Raw genomic sequence first — 18,380 nt, 5'->3', positions numbered from 1 at the left:
CAGGTTGGTAATGCACCTGTAGAGACGGGCATGCGCCGACGTGCATCAGCGGTTGAAGCGTTCCACCAGTGAGTACTGACTACCGGCGGTGCTGGTCAGCTCTTCACTGAGCAAGGCAGAGCGCTGGGCCTGTTCGGCAGTCTGGTCGGCCAGATCGGCAATGGTGCTGATGTTGCGGCTGATCTCGTCGGCCACAGCGGTTTGCTCCTCGGTGGCCGCGGCGATCTGGGTGGCCATGTCGGTGATGTTGGCCACTGCTTCGCTGATACCTATTAGGGCCTGGTCAGCCTCCATCACCCGCTCCACGCCTTCCTGGGCCTGACGATGGCCATTCTCCATGGTCTGCACCGCATTGCTGGCGGTCTGCTGCAACTTGGCGATCAGGTTGTGGATTTGCCCGGTGGACTCTGCGGTGCGCTGAGCCAGCTGGCGGACTTCATCGGCCACGACCGCGAAGCCACGACCCATCTCACCTGCACGGGCAGCCTCGATGGCGGCGTTGAGGGCCAGCAGATTGGTCTGATCGGCGATGCCTTTGATCACATCGACTACGCCGCCGATCTCGTCGCTGTCCTTAGCCAGTTGGGTGACGGTCTGCCCGGTTTCGCCGACGGCTTGGGAAAGGCGAGAAATGGCCTCGCGGGTTTCTCCGGCGATCTGCCGACCCTGGCTGGTCAGTCGATTGGCCTCTTGGGTCGCATCGGCGGTGCGCTGCACATGGTTGGCCACCTCCTGGGTGGTGGCAGCCATCTGGTTGACTGCGGCGGCGACCTGCTCGGTCTCGACTCGCTGACGCTCCAGGCCGGTGGAGCTCTGATGGGCCAGAGTGTCGGACTCGCGTGCCTGGTCGCTGAGTTGCTCGGCGCTGTCCTGCAGGCGAGTCAGGCAGGTCTTCATGCGGGCGTCCTGGCTGAGCATGGCCATTTCCAGGCGCGCCTGTACACCCCGGCTGTCGGTGTACATCTGTGCAATCAATGGATCGGAAGTGGTCTGTTCGGCCAGGCGCAGCAGGCGCTTGAGGCCGCGCTGTTGCCAGCTCAGGCCGAGCAGGCCCAGCGGCACCGACAGGCCGGCAGCCAGGGCGAACCCCCAGGAGTGGCCGAGCCAGTTGCCGATCAAGAAGCCGATCTGGCTGACCAGGATGAATGGCAGCCAATCCTGTAGGACAGGCAGCCACTTGTCGCGGCGTGGAATCGCGGGCTTGCCTTGGTTGATGCGTTGATACAACGCCTCGGCGCGGCGGATCTGCTCGGCCGTGGGCTTGACCCGCACCGACTCGTAACCGACTACCTGGTTATTGTCGAAGATGGGCGTGACGTAGGCGTTGACCCAGTAGTGATCGCCAGACTTGCAGCGGTTCTTGACGATCCCCATCCACGGCAGGCCCTGCTTGAGGGTTTGCCACATGTGGGCGAACACCGCCGATGGCACATCGGGGTGGCGGACCAAGTTGTGAGGCGCTCCCGTCAGTTCCTCGCGGGAGAAGCCGCTGATATCGATGAACGCATCGTTGACGTAGGTGATCACCCCCTTGGCGTTGGTGGTGGAGATCAACCGCTGTTCAGCAGGAAACGTCCGCTCTCTCTGGGTAATCGGTTGGTTGTTACGCATGAGGTTCAATCCGCAAGGCTTTGAATCCGTATCGGCCAGCCGCCGGTTTTATTGAATGTTTATTTAATTTACTTGATCTGGCGCAATGAATGGCCCCCAGGCTTGAGTAAAGAAATTCGGTTTTTTCCAATCAATTGGCGTCTATATTACCGATTTTTTACGGTTTTGTGACGCGCTGGTCCGATCATGACCGATTGTTTAGCCAAGTGCCAGCATCGGATAGCTAAAGCCTGCAAAGTGGACAAGGTTCAGACCGAAATGGCAAAGCACCGCCGCCATCAACCCGCCCCGGCGGTAAGCCAGGCCGTAACCGATGCCGGCGAGACTGGCCAGGCAGAACCACTGCCATCCCGCTCCCAGGTGGGCCAGGCCAAACAGTAATGCGGCGGCGAACAGCGCCAGAGACTCATGGCCCAATAGCCGTTGCAAGCCACCTTGGATGTAGCCACGGAACAGCAACTCCTCAGTGAGGCTGACCAGGAGCAGGTTGTTCAGTAGCCAGAGCCAAGCCTGATCCGGCCATTTCGGTGCCCAGGTCACTACACCTAGCGCCCAAGCGCCGCCGAGGCACACGAGCACGGTAGGCGGCAGGATGAATGCCAGACTGGTGCTCCAAGCGGCCCCGCGCCAGGCCAGCACCCATGGGCACGTCAACAACAGCCAGAAGCCGATCAACGGCTTGTCGAGATTCAGGTACATGGAAAAGGGCAGGGCGCCGTCGCTGAAGGTCGCTTGGTCGATCACCTTGGCGCCCTGGAAGCCAGGTAGCCAGTGCACTGCCAAGGCGATGGCCAGGACGATGAACAGCACGTGCCCCGCCACTTGTTGCCAGCGCACCGCACGGTGCGCCAGCAGGGCGGCGCAGATCAGGGCGCCAAAGGTGGGCAGACTGGACAGGCCCAGGCTGCCATGGATCAAGGCCAGGCCGTAACCGAAACAGAGCGGGATCAGTGCGGGCCAGGAAAGCGGATACATGGGAATTCCTTGTCATGACGTCGTCGAAATCCTTTCGACTGCCCAGGTGGCGCTCAGGACACCACCTGGGTTCGCGTCGGTGATGGGGCTCAGGCGCCCCGATGTCCGATCAGGCTGCGATCAGCTGGCGCAGCACATAGTGCAGGATGCCGCCTGACTTGAAGTACTCCACTTCGTTCAGGGTGTCGATCCGGCACAGTACTTCGGTTTGCTGCTGCTGCCCGTCCTCGCGGGTGATACGCAGCGCCAGAGTCATGCCGGGGCGCAGCTGCGCGTCGGTGAGGCCCTGTACGTCGATGCGCTCCTTGCCGGTCAACCCAAGGGTCTTGCGGTTTTCGCCGGCCCTGAACTGCAACGGCAACACGCCCATCCCCACCAGGTTGGAGCGGTGAATACGTTCGAAACTCTCTGCCAGCACAGCCTTGACACCCAGCAGGTTGGTGCCCTTGGCGGCCCAGTCGCGGCTGGAGCCTGTGCCGTACTCCTGGCCGGCGATCACCACCAGCGGGGTGCCTTCGTCCTGGTAGCGCATGGCCGCGTCGTAGATCGACAGCTTCTCGCCGCTGGGTACATGCAAGGTGTTGCCGCCCTCTTCGCCGGCGAGCATTTCGTTGCGGATGCGGATGTTGGCGAAAGTACCCCGCATCATGACCTCATGGTTGCCGCGTCGTGAGCCGTAGGAGTTGAAGTCCCTTGGCTCCACGCCCTTGCTGCGTAAATAGCGACCGGCGGGGCTTTCGGCCTTGATGTTGCCTGCCGGGGAGATGTGGTCGGTGGTCACCGAGTCGCCGAGCAGCGCCAGGATGCGAGCGCCCTGGATATCGCGGACCTGTGGCAGCGGGCCGCCGATCGTGTCGAAGAACGGTGGATGCTGGATGTAGGTGGAGTCGTCCTGCCAGACATACGTGGCCGCCTGAGGCACTTCGATGGCTTGCCATTGGGCATCGCCGGCGAAGACTTCGGCGTATTCCTTGTGGAACATGGCGGTGTCGACCTTGGCCACGGCCTCGGCGATTTCCTGCTGGCTGGGCCAGATATCGCGAAGGAATACCGGTTGGCCATCCTTGCCGATGCCCAGTGGGTCACGGGTCAGGTCGGTGCGCACGCTGCCGGCCAGGGCGTAGGCCACCACCAGGGGCGGAGAGGCCAGCCAGTTGGTCTTGACCAGCGGATGCACACGGCCTTCAAAGTTGCGGTTGCCCGAGAGCACCGAGGCCACCGTGAGGTCGGCGCTGCCGATGGCCTGCTCGATGGCGTCATCCAATGGGCCGGAGTTGCCGATGCAGGTGGTGCATCCGTAGCCGACCAGGGCAAAGCCGAGTTGGTCGAGGTAAGGCGTAAGGCCGGCTGCCTTGAAGTAGTCGGTGACCACTTTGGAACCCGGAGCCAGGGAGCTTTTCACCCAAGGCTTGCGGGTGAGGCCTTTCTCGACGGCTTTCTTGGCTACCAGGCCGGCCGCCATCATCACGCTGGGGTTGGAGGTGTTGGTGCAGGATGTGATGGCGGCGATCACCACTGCGCCGTCACGCAAGGTGTGGGTCTGACCGTCATGGGTATAGTCGATTTCCCCGGCCTGGTCGGCATTGCCCACGGCCACACCGCCGCCTCCTTCGCTTTCCAGACGTCCGACCTCCTTGGCCAACGGTTTGGGCTGCAGTTCGATGAAGCCCTCGAAGGCCTGGCTGACCTGCGACAAGGCCACCCGGTCCTGTGGGCGCTTGGGTCCGGCCAGGCTGGCTTCGACATCGTGCATGTCCAGCGACAGGGTATCGCTGAAAGCCGGTTCATGACCGGGCACACGCCACAGGCCCTGGGCCTTGCAATAGGCTTCGACCAACTGCACTGCCTCTTCCGGACGCCCCGAAAGACGCAGGTAATCGAGCGTCACCTGGTCCACCGGGAAGAACCCGCAGGTGGCGCCGTACTCCGGAGCCATGTTGGCGATGGTGGCGCGGTCGGCCAAGGGCAGGTCGGCCAGGCCATCGCCGTAGAACTCGACGAATTTGCCCACCACCCCCTTCTTGCGCAGCATCTGGGTGACGGTCAGCACCAGGTCGGTGGCGGTGATGCCCTCGCGCAGCTTGCCGGTCAGCTTGAATCCGATCACCTCGGGAATCAGCATCGACACCGGTTGGCCAAGCATCGCCGCTTCGGCCTCGATGCCGCCCACACCCCAGCCGAGCACGCCCAGGCCGTTGATCATGGTGGTGTGGGAGTCGGTGCCGACCAGAGTGTCGGGGAAGGCATAGGTACGGCCGTCGGCTTCACGGGTCCAGACGGTGCGGCCCAGGTACTCCAGGTTGACTTGGTGGCAAATGCCGGTGCCCGGTGGCACCACGCGGAAATTGTCGAAGGCGCTCTGGCCCCAGCGCAGGAAGGCGTAGCGCTCACCGTTGCGCTGCATCTCGATGTCGACGTTCTGGGCAAAGGCGGCGGGACTGGCGTAACGGTCGACCATCACCGAGTGATCGATCACCAGATCCACCGGGGACAACGGGTTGATCCGCTGCGGATCGCCACCGGCCTTGGCCATGGCGGCGCGCATGGCAGCCAGATCGACCACCGCGGGCACGCCGGTGAAGTCCTGCATCAGGACCCGTGCGGGGCGGTACTGGATTTCCCGATCCGAGTGACGCTCGCCCAGCCAGCCGGCCAGGGCGCGTAGGTCATCGCCGGTGACGGTCTTGCCGTCTTCCCAGCGCAGCAGGTTCTCCAGCAGTACCTTGAGCGACATGGGCAGACGCTGCAGGTCGCCGAGCTGCCGGGCAGCCTCGGCGAGGCTGAAATAATGATAGGTGTGGTCGGCCACCTTGAGGGTCTTCAGGGTCTTCAGGCTATCGAGCGAGGGCATTGCCAACTCCTTCTGCGCCGGTGTCCGGTCATTCCCGCTTCGAGTGTGCGGACTTGCCACACAAGCCAGTGGATGCCGGTATCACCGCTCTGTAACGGCCCGTACGCAACGGACCTGGCTGAATGGTCAGGGTAGACTGGTTTGCCGGTCCTGACCCACTTCTGGACAGGTGGGGCATGTCGCAGGTTCCGATCTTCCTTTATCATCGCCGCCCTGCCGGCGCCTGCTTTGCGCCGGATCAAGGCTGGCGATCCAGGCCAGCGACGTGGAGTGAAAGATGAATACCCTGTTCATGCATTGCCGGCCCGGTTTCGAGGGCGAGGTCTGCGCCGAAATCAGCGAACACGCCGCCCTCTTGGGCATTGCCGGCTACGCCCGGGGCAAGCCGCAGAGTGCCTGCGCCGAGTTCGTCTGTGCAGAGCCCGATGGCGGCGAGCGCTTGATGCGTGAACTGCGTTTCGAGCGACTGATCTTCCCCCGCCAGTGGGCACGGGGCGCGTTCGTCGAACTGCCGGAGAGCGACCGGATCAGCGTCTTGCTCGAACACTTGGCCGATTACCCGGTGTTCGGCAGCCTGTGGCTGGAGGTGCTCGACAGCAACGAGGGCAAGGAGCTCTCGACCTTCTGCCGTAAATTCGAAGTGCCGTTGCGCAAGGCCCTGCACAAGGCCGGGCGCCTGGTCGAGAATGCCGCAGGGCCGCGCCTGCTGTTGACCTTCATCAGTGGGCGCCGGGTGTTCGTTGGCCTGGCCGAGTCGAACAATTCGGCCCTGTGGCCCATGGGTATCCCGCGGTTGAAGTTTCCTCGCGAAGCGCCCAGCCGCTCGACCCTCAAGCTGGAGGAGGCCTGGCACCAGTTCATCCCACGCGAGCAGTGGGACCTGCGGCTGAACGACGACATGACCGGCGTGGACCTGGGTGCCTCGCCGGGCGGCTGGACCTATCAGCTGGTCAAGCGGGGCATGTTGGTGACGGCCATCGACAACGGCCCAATGGCAGAAAGCCTGATGGAAACCGGTCTGGTCCAGCACCTGATGGCCGATGGGTTCACCTGGCAGCCCAAACACACCGTGGATTGGATGGTCTGCGACATCGTCGAGAAGCCTGCGCGCACTGCCTCGCTGATCGAGACCTGGCTGGGGGAGGGGCTGTGCCGCGAGGCGGTGGTCAATCTCAAGCTGCCGATGAAGCAGCGCTATGGCGAAGTACGCCGCCTGCTCGACCGGATCGAGGCAGGCTTCAAGGCGCGCAAGGTCAAGGTATCGATCGCCTGCAAGCAGCTCTACCACGACCGCGAAGAAGTCACTTGTCATCTGCGCCGGCTGGACCTCAAGTCGCGTTGATCGACCACAGGGCTGGCCAGCGCCCACCGTCGTGGAGCTGGCTCGGCCCTCTTGGACCCCGTCGTCCGATGCGCGACAATGCCCCATCATTTGTGGAGCCCCCCCATGACCGAATTCACCCCTGACGCCATCCTCGATGCCACCGGCCTGAACTGCCCGGAGCCGGTGATGATGCTGCACCAGCACGTGCGTGACCTGGCGGCCGGTGGCCTGCTCAAGGTCATTGCCACCGATCCCTCCACCCGCCGCGACATCCCCAAGTTCTGCAACTTCCTGGGCCATGAGCTGCTGGAGCAGCAGGAGCAGGCCGGCACCTACCTGTACTGGATCCGCAAGAAGGCCGACTGAGCCTGGATCGCGCACCGCAATAGGGCCTACACTGCGCTCCCCTCACAGGAGAGCGCCATGCTGATAGTTGCCGACGAGAATATCCCGCTGCTCGATGCTTTCTTTGCCGGGTTCGGCGAGATTCGCCGCTACCCAGGCCGCAGCATCGACGCCGCCTGCGTCAAGGACGCCGATGTGCTGCTGGTGCGTTCAGTGACCCAGGTCGACCGGCGACTGCTCGAAGGCAGCCAGGTGCGTTTCGTCGGTACCTGCACCATCGGCACCGATCACCTGGACCTGGACTACTTTGCCCAAGCAGGCATTCACTGGAGCAGTGCACCAGGTTGTAACGCCCGTGGCGTTGTGGATTACGTGCTGGGCAGCTTGCTGACCTTGGCCGAGCTCGACGGTGCCAAGCTCAGCGAGCGGGTTTATGGCGTCGTCGGCGCAGGGCAGGTCGGTGAGCGCCTGGTGCGGGTGCTGCATGGCCTGGGCTGGAAAGTGCTGGTCTGCGATCCACCTCGCCAGGCGCGGGAAGGTGGGGACTTCGTCAGCCTCGACACTCTGCTGCAAACCTGCGATGCAATCAGCCTGCACACTCCACTGCAGCGCGATGGCGAGTACCCCACCTGGCACTTGCTGGGCGCCGATCAGTTGGCGCGCCTGCGCCCTGGTACCTGGCTGATCAATGCCAGCCGTGGCCCGGTGGTGGACAATCAGGCCCTGCGCGAGCTGCTGCTCGATCGCGAGGACGTGCACGCGGTGCTCGATGTGTGGGAGGGCGAGCCGCAGGTGAGCCTCGACCTGGCCGACCTGTGCACCCTGGCCACGCCGCACATCGCCGGCTACAGCCTGGACGGCAAGCAACGGGGTACGGCGCAGATCTATCAGGCGTTCTGCCGCTGGCGGGGGGAGCCGGAGCAGGTGCAATTGTCTGAACTACTGCCTGCCCCGGCGCTGGCGCAGATCGATCTGGACGCCAGTTGTGACCCGGCCTGGGCATTGGCGACGCTGTGCCGTGCGGTCTATGACCCGCGTCGGGACGACGCCGATTTTCGTCGAAGCCTGAGCGAAGACCCCGCTCAACAGCGCGCCGCATTCGACCTGTTGCGCAAGCACTACCCACAGCGGCGGGAGATCGAAGGGCTGGCGGTACACCTGCGTGGCGAGGCGCCGCAATTGGCGCAGATGGTCTGCGCGCTGGGTGGTGTGCTGGTCTGATTCGGCAGGTTGAAACTGCGGCGTTTCCATTGCCAGAGGGAGGCTTTCGAAGGGGGCTTTTCCTTCAAGCGGGTTTCGAGCAGACACCAACGGGCGTGCAAATAAAAACCCGGCGCATGCGCCGGGTTGTAAGGAATGCTTGGCTCAGGCCTTTTTAACGCGTTCGACCCGGCTTTGCTCCAGGTCCTTGCAGGCCTTCTGGATCATCTGCTCGGTGATCGGGATTTCCCGCCCCTGTGCATCGATGATCGAACCACAGACCTGAGGTTGTGGTGGGTTGGGGGCCTTGGGTGTTTCACTGCCATGTTGCAGGCTCATTTCCTGTCTCCTCATCAGGTTCAAGCTCAGGATAAACCGTTGCCGTGACTGCCTTGTGACATATCCCTTGCGTCGCGGCAGGGGTAGTCCACCAGAAAGTTCATGAAAGCTCCAGCTTCGTTTTAGAACGAAAGCGCATAGGGACTGATCTATGCTCCCTTGCACGGCGTCTCGCTTGTTAACGATGGCTGCAGACGCTGTACAGTTCCGCATTGTCCGATGAGTGGTAGGCTGCAGGCTCTTCGCAGTGGATGGCCCCTTTCATGCCTGAACCGGTTTCCGTGCGTCAACGTCGGGCTCTGCGCCTGGCCTGGCAGTTCATCCGTCCTTACCGCAAGCAAGTCGTGTTGGCATTGCTGGCTTTGATCGTGACGGCTGCCATCACCTTGTCCATGGGGCAGGGCATTCGCCTATTGGTGGACCAAGGCTTCATGACCGGTTCACCGCATCAGCTCAACCAGACCATCGGCCTGTTCCTCGTGTTGGTGCTAGCCCTGGCAGTGGGCACGTTCAGCCGCTTCTACCTAGTTTCCTGGATCGGTGAGCGCTGCGTGGCGGATATCCGCAGGGCGGTGTTCGATCACCTGCTCGGCCTGCATCCGGGCTTTTTCGAGGACAATCGCAGCTCGGAGATCCAGTCGCGGCTGACGGCAGACACCACTTTGCTGCAATCGGTCATCGGCTCGTCGTTGTCGATGTTCCTGCGCAACGCCTTGATGGTCGCCGGCGGTGTGGTACTGCTGTTTGTCACCAACCCCAAGCTCACCAGTATCGTGGTGCTGGCCTTGCCGCTGGTGCTGGCGCCGATCCTGCTGTTTGGCCGGCGGGTACGCAGCTTGTCGCGCCAGAGCCAGGATCGGGTCGCCGATGTCGGCAGCTATGTCGCCGAGACCTTGGGCCAGATCAAGACCGTACAGGCCTATAACCACCAGCCGCTCGATCGCGAACGCTTCGCCGAGACCGTGGAGGCGGCCTTTACCGTGGCCCGGCGGCGTATCGCCCAGCGTGCTTGGTTGATCACGTTGGTGATCGTGTTGGTGCTGGGCGCGGTGGGGGTGATGCTCTGGGTCGGCGGCATGGACGTGATAGCAGGGCGCATCTCCGGTGGCGAGCTGGCCGCGTTTGTGTTCTACAGCCTGATCGTCGGCAGCGCCTTCGGTACCCTCAGCGAAGTCATCGGCGAGCTGCAGCGCGCAGCGGGTGCGGCTGAACGTATTGCCGAACTGCTGGCAGCACGCAGTGCGATCCTTACGCCGGCCCAGCCCAGTGAGCAGGTGGCGGGACGGGCGAGCGGGCACATCGAACTGCGTGAGGTGCACTTTGCCTACCCGTCGCGCCCGGGCGTGGCGGCCATTGACGGCCTGAGCCTGATCATCGAGCCGGGGCAGACCGTGGCTTTGGTCGGACCGTCCGGCGCCGGGAAGTCGACCCTGTTCGACTTGCTGCTGCGTTTCTACGAGCCCCAGCAAGGGCAAATCCTGCTCGATGGGCAGGCGATCACTGCGCTGGACCCCACTTGCTTGCGCCGGCAGTTCGCTCTGGTGGCGCAGACCCCGGCGTTGTTTCGCGGCACGGTGGAGGCCAACATCCGCTATGGCCGACCCCAGGCCAGCCTGGCCGAAGTCGAGGCAGCGGCGCGCAGTGCCTATGCCCATGAGTTCATTGAGCAACTGCCTCAGGGCTACCAGACACCACTGGGTGAGGCAGGGATCGGCTTGTCCGGTGGACAGCGCCAGCGCCTGGCAATCGCCCGGGCCTTGCTGGTGGATGCGCCGATCCTGCTGCTCGATGAAGCCACCAGTGCCTTGGATGCGCAGAGCGAATACCTGGTCCAGCAGGCCTTGCCGCAGCTCATGGCCGGGCGCACCACGTTGGTCATCGCCCATCGCCTGGCCACCGTGCAGCATGCTGATCGCATCGCGGTGATCGACAAGGGGCGAGTGGTGGCGGTGGGCAGTCATCGTCAGCTCATCGAGCAAAGCCCACTTTATGCGCGCCTGGCTGCGCTTCAGTTTGCAGCGGTATAGCGCGCAATGCGCTTGTAACATTTCTGTAGCAATTGCCTGAGACTATCTAGCTCAACTGTTGCGTAAGTGCTCGACCTGGCTGCTATCGATCGATGGCAGCTTTTTTTTGGCCTGCGAACGAAGACAAGGACGTCTTGTGCGGCAGCCTTCGGCCTGTCGTTTCCCCAAGCCTTGCTTGCGAGATCTCCCGATGTTGCATAAATCCCTCAGAGTGCAAATTCTCACCCTGCTTGGCGGCAGCCTGGTGGCGATGCTGCTGATCGCCTTGGTGTGCTTCCAGTTCCTGTCCGCCAACGTGCGCGGCTATGCCGCGCTGGTCGATGGCCCGTTGCGTGATTCGCAGTTGATCGACGAGGCCAACCTGCAGTTCAAGATCCAAGTGCAGGAATGGAAGAACGTGTTGCTGCGTGGTCGTCAGAGCGCCGAGCTGGACAAGTACTGGCAGCAGTTCCAGGCCCGCGAACAGCAGGTACACCAGTTGCTTGAGCAGTTGGTCGGCGCCAGCGACGGTGAGCTCAAGGCGCGATTACAGCACTTGCGCGACAGCCACCGGCAATTGGGCAAGGCCTATGCCCAGGGGCGTGAGGCGTTTCTGGCCGCAGGTGGTGATCCGGTTGTGGGTGACCAGGCGGTGAAGGGCGTGGACCGCGCCGCCAGCGAGCAAATGAGCGAGTTGGTCGAGCATTTGCGAGCCGACGCCCACGAGCGTTCGACAGAACTCAGCGCTGCTGCCCAGCGTACGGTGTGGCTGGGCATGTTGGTGATGCTCGCATCGGCGGTACTGGTGGGCCTGTTCAGCCTGTGGCTGGTCAACCGCAGCCTGGTCGAGCCGATCCGTGGTTTGATCGAATATGTGGCGCAATTGAGCCAAGGCCGCTTCGGCGCTCGGGTTGACGGCCGTCGACAGGACGAACTGGGCCGCCTGGCCCGTGCCGCCAATACTTTGCGAGACTTCCTGGCCGAGACCGTTGGCCGGCTCAAGGACAACGCCGATGAGCTGGAAACCGCCAGCGGTCAGTTGCGCACCCTCGCCGGGGGAATGGCCCGGGGCACGGATGATCAGTTCCAGCGCACCGACCAAGTGGCCACGGCGATGCACGAGATGTCCGCCACCGCGCAGGAGGTGGCGCGCCACGCAGCCGAGGCTGCGCGGGCGGCAGACGATGCCGACCACAGCGCCCAGGCCGGGGAGCAAGTGATGCAGGCAACCATCGACATCATTGGCGTGGTCAACCGTGAAATTGCTGGCACCGCCCAAGTGATCCGCGAACTGGAAAGCGACAGCACACGTATCGGTAAGGTTCTGGAAGTGATTCGTGGTATCGCCGAGCAGACCAACCTGCTGGCGCTAAATGCCGCCATCGAGGCGGCCCGCGCTGGTGAAGCCGGACGTGGTTTCGCAGTGGTGGCCGACGAGGTCCGCAGCCTGGCCCAGCGCACGGCTGCGTCGATCGCTGAGATTAATCAGATCATCGACGCCGTGCAGTCCGGCGCGGTACACGCGGTCAAGGCTATCGAAAGTGGCCAGCGACGCAGCGAGGAAGGCGCCGAGCAGGTCGAGCAGGCAGGGCAGATGCTGCAGCGCATCACCACGGCGGTGGAGGCGATCCGCGACATGAACCGGCAGATCGCAACGGCAGCTGAGGAACAGACCAGCGTTGCCGAAGATATTTCCCGCAACTTGGTGGAGATCACCCGCATCGCCACGGCCAACCAGCAGGCCGTGCAGCATACCGAGCAGGCAGGCCAACGCCTGCATGGTCTTTCCGGGCAGCTGGCTGAAGTCACCTCCCGGCTCAATGCCTGACCAGGTTCTGGGCCGCTTGGCGGCCCAATCGCCACACAATGCCGTTCACACCGGTTTCGAACCTCTCCCACAATCTTGAGGGGGAAACCCGCCATTTCTCTTCTGGCGACCTGTCCCATGTGGCGGATTGTCGCCAGCGAAACCGCTAAAGATGGCCTGCGACCAAACGTCCTGGCTATTAGTCGTTGGTCTTGGCGTAACTGGCACAACTTCTGCTTAAGGGCGAGCGGGGCCAAGGCCCACGGCAATCCTGTCCCGATCCTTCGAAACCCCAGGCGTTGACCTTCAGCGGTCCTGCTGGCCAGTTGCCGCAGGATGTAGCGTCGCTGACGCGAAGGTCACGTGAGTCAGAACAACAACCGGGCGTGCACAGCAAGGGCAGCGAAAGGCCAGTCACTTCACTTCAATTGGATTGAATCATGAAAAAAATCCTGCTGACGCTCCTGTGCCTGAGCGTCATCGGTTGCTCCAAGCCCGGTGAACCGGAAAAAACGGTCGACGTCCTGCTGATTGGCGGCGGCATCATGAGTGCGAGTCTGGGGACCTACCTCACTGAGCTTGAGCCGGACTGGAAGGTCGATGTGTACGAGCGCATGGACCAAGTCGCCGAAGAAAGCTCCAACGCCTGGAACAACGCCGGTACCGGCCATTCGGCCTTTTGCGAGCTGAACTACACCAGCGAAGGCAAGGACGGCAAGATCGACATCAGCAAGGCGGTCAACGTCAACGAGCAGTTCGAGGTGTCCAAGCAGTTCTGGGCCTATCAGGTCGAGCAGGGCGTGCTGAGCAACCCGAAATCGTTCATCAACAACGTACCGCACATGAGCTTCGTCTGGGGGGATGAGAACATCGCTTTCCTGCACAAGCGCGTCGAAGCACTGCAGCACAGCTCGCTGTTCCGTGGCATGGAGATTTCCGAGGACCACGAGCAGATTCGCAAGTGGGTGCCGATCGTGATGGAAGGCCGCACGCCCGAGCAGCGGGTCGCGGCCACCCGTATGGCCATTGGCACTGACGTGAACTTTGGCGAGATCACCCGCCAGCTGTTCGCATCCATGACTCGCAACCCGAACGTGCAATTGCACCTGCGCCACGAAGTGCGTGACATCGTGCGCAACGATGACGGTACCTGGAATGTGGTGGTGGCAGACCTGGCCGATGGCGGCAAGCAAACCCGCGTCAATGCCAAATTCGTGTTCATCGGTGCCGGTGGTGGCGCGCTGAAACTGCTGCAGAAGTCCGGTATTCCGGAGGCCGAAGGCTATGCAGGCTTCCCGGTAGGCGGACAATTCCTGATGACCGACAATCCGGACATCGTTGCTCGTCACAAGGCCAAGCTGTATGGCAAGGCTTCGGTCGGCGCGCCGCCGATGTCGGTGCCGCACCTGGACACTCGGGTGATCGATGGCAAGGAGGTGCTGCTGTTCGGCCCGTTCGCGACCTTCTCCACCAAGTACCTGAAGAACGGCTCGCTGCTGGACATGTTCGCGTCGCTGACCAGCCACAACATCATGCCGATGATGCACGCCGGTATCGACAACATCGACCTGAGCACATACCTGATGGGGCAACTGATGCTCAGCTTCGATGACCGCATGAACGCCCTGCGCGAATATTTCCCCAACGCCAAGAACGAAGACTGGAAGTTGCTCCAGGCTGGTCAGCGCGTGCAAGTGATCAAGAAAGATCCTGAGCACGGCGGCATCCTGCAGTTCGGTACCGAAGTGGTCGCCTCCGAGGATGGCACTATCGCAGCGCTGTTGGGCGCCTCGCCAGGTGCTTCCACTGCCGCGCCGATCATGCTGACCGTACTGGAAAAGACCTTCAAGGATCGCATCAAGAGCCCGCAGTGGCAGGCCAAGCTTCAGCAGATCGTGCCGACTTACGGCCAGAAGCTGAACAACAACCTGGAGCTGACCAACAAGACGCGCGAATGGACCAGCTCGCGTCTGCAATTGCTGTACGTACCTGTGCAGCCCGAGCAAGCGCTGGCCGAGGCGCAGTAACGATGGATTGAAGAACGCCCTGCGGGGCGTTTTTCTGTCATGGCGGGACCAACCTCTTCGCGGGTGACCCGCCTCCACAAATGCAGCGTTGTGCAGGAATGCAGTGTCGGCCGGTGGGGGCAGGGTATATTCGAAAAGGCTGCACCGTTATTTTTTCGGGCACAACAAAAAGCCCGCGCAAGGCGGGCTTTTTGAAAATTAGGATTTGGTCGGAGAGACAGGATTCGAACCTGCGGCCTTCTCGTCCCGAACGAGACGCGCTACCTGGCTGCGCTACACTCCGATGAACAAAATCCTACTGCATCGTATTTTTCAACGCAAGCCCTTGTTGCGAAAAGGGGGTTTTGCAAAAAGGGCCTGTCAGATCACAGCTCTTTGACCGTGCGGATCTGGTCTTTGTTGATGCGTGTACGCTTGCCATCGAGCTGTTCAAATTCGTAGAAACCGGAGTCCTCATCATAAGAGGGGGTATCCACTGCCTGGATCTCGCGGCCGTCGTTCAGCGTGATGACGGTTGGCGATGCGCAACCGGCCAAGGCACCCAGGCCGAGGGCGAGCAGGAAGGCGGGAAGGGTCCGTTGAATCATTGCTTTTCTCCAGTACGATCGTGCTTGATAAGTAGTAGGACGCTCGGTGTCCATGCAAGTTCCTTCTCAGTGCAGCATAGCGGCATTACGCCGGCATTGACGGAGAACAATGCCGGCGTCGCGGCGTGCTGGGCTGTGATATAACAACCGCCATCTTTTCCTCCTGCGACGCACTCTCATGAAAGCCAAGGCAGACATCCCCTTCGTTGCGCTGAATATCGCGGTGCTCACCGTCAGCGATACCCGTACTTTCGAGACCGACACGTCTGGCCAGCTGTTCGTCGACCGCCTGAGTGCGGCCGGGCATCGACTGGCAGAGCGTGTGCTGCTCAAGGACGACCTCTACAAGATTCGCGCGCAAGTCGCCACCTGGATCGCCGATGAGCAGGTGCAGGTAGTGCTGATCACCGGCGGTACCGGCTTTACCGGCCGGGATAGCACGCCGGAGGCCGTGGCGTGCCTGCTGGACAAGCAGGTCGAAGGTTTCGGCGAGCTGTTCCGACAGATCTCCGTGGCGGACATCGGCACCTCTACCGTCCAGTCCCGCGCTTTGGCTGGCTTGGCCAATGGCACCCTGGTGTGCTGCCTGCCGGGCTCGACCAACGCAGTGCGCACCGGATGGGACGGCATTCTTGCCGAGCAGCTCGATGCGCGTCACAGGCCGTGCAACTTCGTGCCTCACCTGAAGCAGGCAGCGGCCTGTGACAGCCGTGGTTGAGGTCAAGCAGGCCCGGCCCCTGATGCCGGTTGAAGAAGCCCTGGAGCGCTTACTGGCGCTGGCCGAGGCCGCGCAGATCAAGGACAGCGAAGCAGTGGCCCTCGCGGACGCCGAAGGCCGGGTATTGGCCCGCGACGTGGTGGCCGGCCTGGACCTGCCGCCTTGGCCGAACAGTGCCATGGACGGCTATGCGTTGCGCCTGGCCGACTGGCAAGGCGAACCTCTGCCGGTGAGCCAGCGCATTTTTGCCGGCCATGCCCCGGCACCGCTGCAGCCGGGCACCTGTGCGCGGATCTTTACCGGGGCGCCACTGCCTGAGGGCGCCGATTGTGTGCAGATGCAGGAAAACGCCGAGGTCCTGGAAGACGGGCGGGTGCGCTTGCTCGAGCCGCTCAAGATCGGCCAGAACGTGCGCCCGCAAGGGCAGGAGACCCGCATTGGCGAGCACGTGATCGCTGCCGGCACGCGTCTGGGGCCGATCGCGTTGGGCCTGGCGGCCACCCTGGGCCATGCTCGGCTTGAGGTGGTACGCAAGGTCCGTGTGGCTGTGCTGTCCACCGGCGACGAGCTGGTGGAGCCGGGCCTGCCGCTAGGGCCAGGGCAGATCTACAACAGCAACCGGCGTCTGCTGGTCAGTTGGTTGCAGCGCCTGGGCTGCGAAGTGCTGGACGTGGGGATTCTCGCCGATGACCTGCAGGGTACTCGTGACTGCTTGGCCGGACTGGGCGAGGTCGACTTGATTCTGTCCACCGGTGGTGTCTCGGTGGGCGAGGCGGACTACCTTGGCATGGCCCTTCGCGAGGCCGGCGAGCTTGCGTTGTGGAAGCTGGCGATCAAACCGGGCAAGCCCCTGACATTCGGGCACTTCCGTGGTGTGCCGGTGATCGGCCTGCCGGGTAACCCGGCTTCGACCCTGGTGACCTTCGCCTTGCTGGCCCGCCCGTATCTGTTGCGCCGCCAAGGCGTCGAGAAGGTCACGCCGCTGCGCTTCACCGTTCCAGCGGGGTTCGAATGGACCAAGCCCGGCAGCCGCCGCGAATACCTGCGCGCGCGAATCGAAGAGGGCACGGTGCGAATCTACAAGAACCAGAGCTCCGGTGTGCTGCGCAGTGCAGCTTGGGCCGAGGGGCTGGTGGAAGTGCGAGAAGGCACCACGGTGCGCGAGGGCGACAACGTGGTGTTCATTCCCTTCAGCGAGCTACTTGGCTGACCGACCAAGCCACACGTTGCCCAGGGGCGAGGCATCTGCCGGCCCCAACTGGCTCAAGCGCATGTGCACGTTCATCAGCTGCTGCGCCGCGACGCTCCAGTCGTGGCGCTGGCGTGCGAACTGCCGGCCAGCCTCGCTCAACTGGCACATGCGCCAGGGCTGGTTGAGCAGTTGAGTGATCAGCAGCGCCAGTTGGCCACTGTCATCGCTGCCCAGGTAATGCTCGCCATTGTTGGCTGCCAGGCCTGACACACCTTTGCTGGTGGTAATGACCGGCAGCCCGGCGGCCATGGCTTCAAGGATTTTCACCTTGGAGCCACCTGCGTAGCGCAGCGGTGCAAAGAACAGCGCCGAGCGCCGCTGCAGTTCGCGCAGGTCCGGGCGATAGCCGATCCACTCGATGCGCGGGTCGTTCCAGTGCAGTTTCCAGCTCGCTGGCAGGGCATGCCCGGCGATGGCCAGGCGCACGGCCGGGTTGCTCATCCAGACCTGAGGCAGGATTTCTTCGAGTGCCCATTCGATGGCTTCGAGGTTGGCGCCGTATTCGAAATTGCCAACGAACAGTAGGCGCTGGCTGTGGTAGGCAGGGTGCACGTCCTGGTAGAAGTCACAATCCACGCCATTGACCACCACGTTCACCGGCCGGCCGCTGATGTGGCTGATCAGCTCGGCATCGTGGGCGCTGACGGCAACCACTTCGCTGGGTTGACGTAGAACGCGCTGCTCCCAGCGCCGATAGCGCCAGCGGTCGAAGGCATTGAGGGGACGCAACCACAGTGGCAACCGGTCATGACAGGCCGCGCCCATCACCGATTCCAGATTATGCTCACTGAGCACAAAGGGCAGGCGGCGGGTCTGCAGGGCCTTTTCGAAGGGCTGGAAGCTGTAGCTATGTTCGATCTGGATGATGTCCCAGGGCTCGTCCAGCAATTGCTCGAAGCGATGGCGCAGACAAGGCGCTAAACCGTTGATGATGGCACGCATCGGGTAATCGATGATGGGGGAGGCCAGCAGGTTGAGCGGGCTGTGCAGCGGGCGCCTGGGCAGGACGATCAGACGTTCGACCACCGCCTCCAGTGCTTGCCGGGCGGCGTCACCAAGCGGGACTTTGGACTGCACCAGCAAGGTGATCCGGTGGCCTTGGCGCGTCAGTTCGCGCATGAGGTGATATTGCCGGGTCTTGCTGCCGCTGGTGGTGGGCCAGGGCAGGTAGGGCAGTGTCCAGAGTATACGCATGGCCCCGCTACCTCATCGTCGGCTGGTGTGGTCGGTTCGGTGTATTGCAGTAGCTTAGTCAATAAAATGGCCTGGTGGCCGTGCAGGTGGTCAGATAGCCAAGTATCTGGCGGAAGCTGCATGCAGCAATGAAGCGCTGCCGAT

General features: G+C 62.8%; 14 protein-coding genes and 1 tRNA gene. 8 read left to right on the top strand and 7 right to left on the bottom strand.

Annotation, left to right across the window (positions count from 1 at the left end):
- Positions 1 to 45: 45 nt before the first annotated feature.
- From AB1N67_RS17155 to acnA, 3 genes are all read right to left on the bottom strand, one after another.
- Positions 46 to 1,611, bottom strand: a complete 1,566-nt coding sequence (locus tag AB1N67_RS17155) for a PAS domain-containing methyl-accepting chemotaxis protein (RefSeq protein ID WP_043206714.1) — start codon at positions 1,609 to 1,611, stop codon at positions 46 to 48.
- Positions 1,612 to 1,809: 198 nt separating this feature from the next.
- Entirely contained in the window at positions 1,810 to 2,586 is a 777-nt protein-coding gene (locus tag AB1N67_RS17150; RefSeq protein ID WP_043206713.1) for a CPBP family intramembrane glutamic endopeptidase, read from the bottom strand.
- A 109-nt stretch (positions 2,587 to 2,695) separates the two neighbouring features.
- Positions 2,696 to 5,437, bottom strand: coding sequence for an aconitate hydratase AcnA (gene acnA / locus AB1N67_RS17145; RefSeq protein WP_090343865.1), 2,742 nt, complete (start codon positions 5,435 to 5,437; stop codon positions 2,696 to 2,698).
- A gap of 277 nt (positions 5,438 to 5,714) precedes the next feature.
- On the opposite strand from acnA, the gene rlmM reads away from it, so the two are divergent.
- From rlmM to pdxB, 3 genes are all read left to right on the top strand, one after another.
- A complete protein-coding gene (gene rlmM, locus AB1N67_RS17140; RefSeq protein ID WP_043206711.1) occupies positions 5,715 to 6,779 on the top strand; it encodes a 23S rRNA (cytidine(2498)-2'-O)-methyltransferase RlmM in 1,065 nt (354 codons plus the stop codon).
- A gap of 105 nt (positions 6,780 to 6,884) precedes the next feature.
- Positions 6,885 to 7,127: a sulfurtransferase TusA gene (gene tusA, locus AB1N67_RS17135; protein WP_043206710.1), complete on the top strand. Its 243-nt coding sequence runs from the start codon at positions 6,885 to 6,887 to the stop codon at positions 7,125 to 7,127.
- Positions 7,128 to 7,184: 57 nt separating this feature from the next.
- On the top strand, positions 7,185 to 8,327 hold the full coding sequence (gene pdxB / locus AB1N67_RS17130; RefSeq protein ID WP_102081932.1) for a 4-phosphoerythronate dehydrogenase PdxB: 1,143 nt from the start codon (positions 7,185 to 7,187) through the stop codon (positions 8,325 to 8,327).
- A 144-nt stretch (positions 8,328 to 8,471) separates the two neighbouring features.
- On the opposite strand, the gene AB1N67_RS17125 is transcribed toward pdxB, so the two are convergent.
- The gene (locus AB1N67_RS17125; protein ID WP_167358070.1) at positions 8,472 to 8,645 is read right to left on the bottom strand and encodes a PA1571 family protein; all 174 of its coding nucleotides are present in this window, start codon (positions 8,643 to 8,645) and stop codon (positions 8,472 to 8,474) included.
- Positions 8,646 to 8,908: 263 nt separating this feature from the next.
- On the opposite strand from AB1N67_RS17125, the gene AB1N67_RS17120 reads away from it, so the two are divergent.
- From AB1N67_RS17120 to mqo, 3 genes are all read left to right on the top strand, one after another.
- The gene (locus tag AB1N67_RS17120) at positions 8,909 to 10,672 is read left to right on the top strand and encodes an ABC transporter transmembrane domain-containing protein (RefSeq protein WP_090344035.1); all 1,764 of its coding nucleotides are present in this window, start codon (positions 8,909 to 8,911) and stop codon (positions 10,670 to 10,672) included.
- A 190-nt stretch (positions 10,673 to 10,862) separates the two neighbouring features.
- Positions 10,863 to 12,479: a methyl-accepting chemotaxis protein gene (locus AB1N67_RS17115; RefSeq protein WP_367863312.1), complete on the top strand. Its 1,617-nt coding sequence runs from the start codon at positions 10,863 to 10,865 to the stop codon at positions 12,477 to 12,479.
- A 419-nt stretch (positions 12,480 to 12,898) separates the two neighbouring features.
- A complete protein-coding gene (mqo, locus tag AB1N67_RS17110; RefSeq protein WP_367863311.1) occupies positions 12,899 to 14,485 on the top strand; it encodes a malate dehydrogenase (quinone) in 1,587 nt (528 codons plus the stop codon).
- 206 nt (positions 14,486 to 14,691) lie between these two features.
- Here mqo and AB1N67_RS17105 read toward each other — a convergent pair.
- Together AB1N67_RS17105 and AB1N67_RS17100 are read right to left on the bottom strand one after the other, a co-directional pair.
- Positions 14,692 to 14,768, bottom strand: a tRNA-Pro gene (locus tag AB1N67_RS17105).
- An 82-nt stretch (positions 14,769 to 14,850) separates the two neighbouring features.
- Positions 14,851 to 15,072: a YgdI/YgdR family lipoprotein gene (locus AB1N67_RS17100; protein ID WP_043206706.1), complete on the bottom strand. Its 222-nt coding sequence runs from the start codon at positions 15,070 to 15,072 to the stop codon at positions 14,851 to 14,853.
- Positions 15,073 to 15,250: 178 nt separating this feature from the next.
- Here AB1N67_RS17100 and moaB point away from each other — a divergent pair, with 178 nt between their 5' ends.
- Both moaB and glp read left to right on the top strand, forming a co-directional pair.
- Positions 15,251 to 15,790, top strand: a complete 540-nt coding sequence (gene moaB / locus AB1N67_RS17095) for a molybdenum cofactor biosynthesis protein B (RefSeq protein ID WP_043206705.1) — start codon at positions 15,251 to 15,253, stop codon at positions 15,788 to 15,790.
- Positions 15,791 to 15,812: 22 nt separating this feature from the next.
- Complete coding sequence (glp, locus tag AB1N67_RS17090) at positions 15,813 to 17,000, top strand: gephyrin-like molybdotransferase Glp (protein WP_367863875.1); 1,188 nt, start codon at positions 15,813 to 15,815, stop codon at positions 16,998 to 17,000.
- Here the strand turns inward: glp and AB1N67_RS17085 are convergent.
- Positions 16,989 to 18,236: a glycosyltransferase family 4 protein gene (locus AB1N67_RS17085; protein ID WP_043206704.1), complete on the bottom strand. Its 1,248-nt coding sequence runs from the start codon at positions 18,234 to 18,236 to the stop codon at positions 16,989 to 16,991. The genes glp and AB1N67_RS17085 overlap by 12 nt on opposite strands.
- Between the last annotated feature and the right edge of the window lie 144 nt (positions 18,237 to 18,380).

The organism is Pseudomonas guariconensis, assembly GCF_040822035.1.
Classification (GTDB): Bacteria; Pseudomonadota; Gammaproteobacteria; order Pseudomonadales; family Pseudomonadaceae; genus Aquipseudomonas; species Aquipseudomonas guariconensis.
Note: the sequence above shows the minus strand (reverse complement) of the source record. Positions and strands in the feature narration are given on the sequence as shown.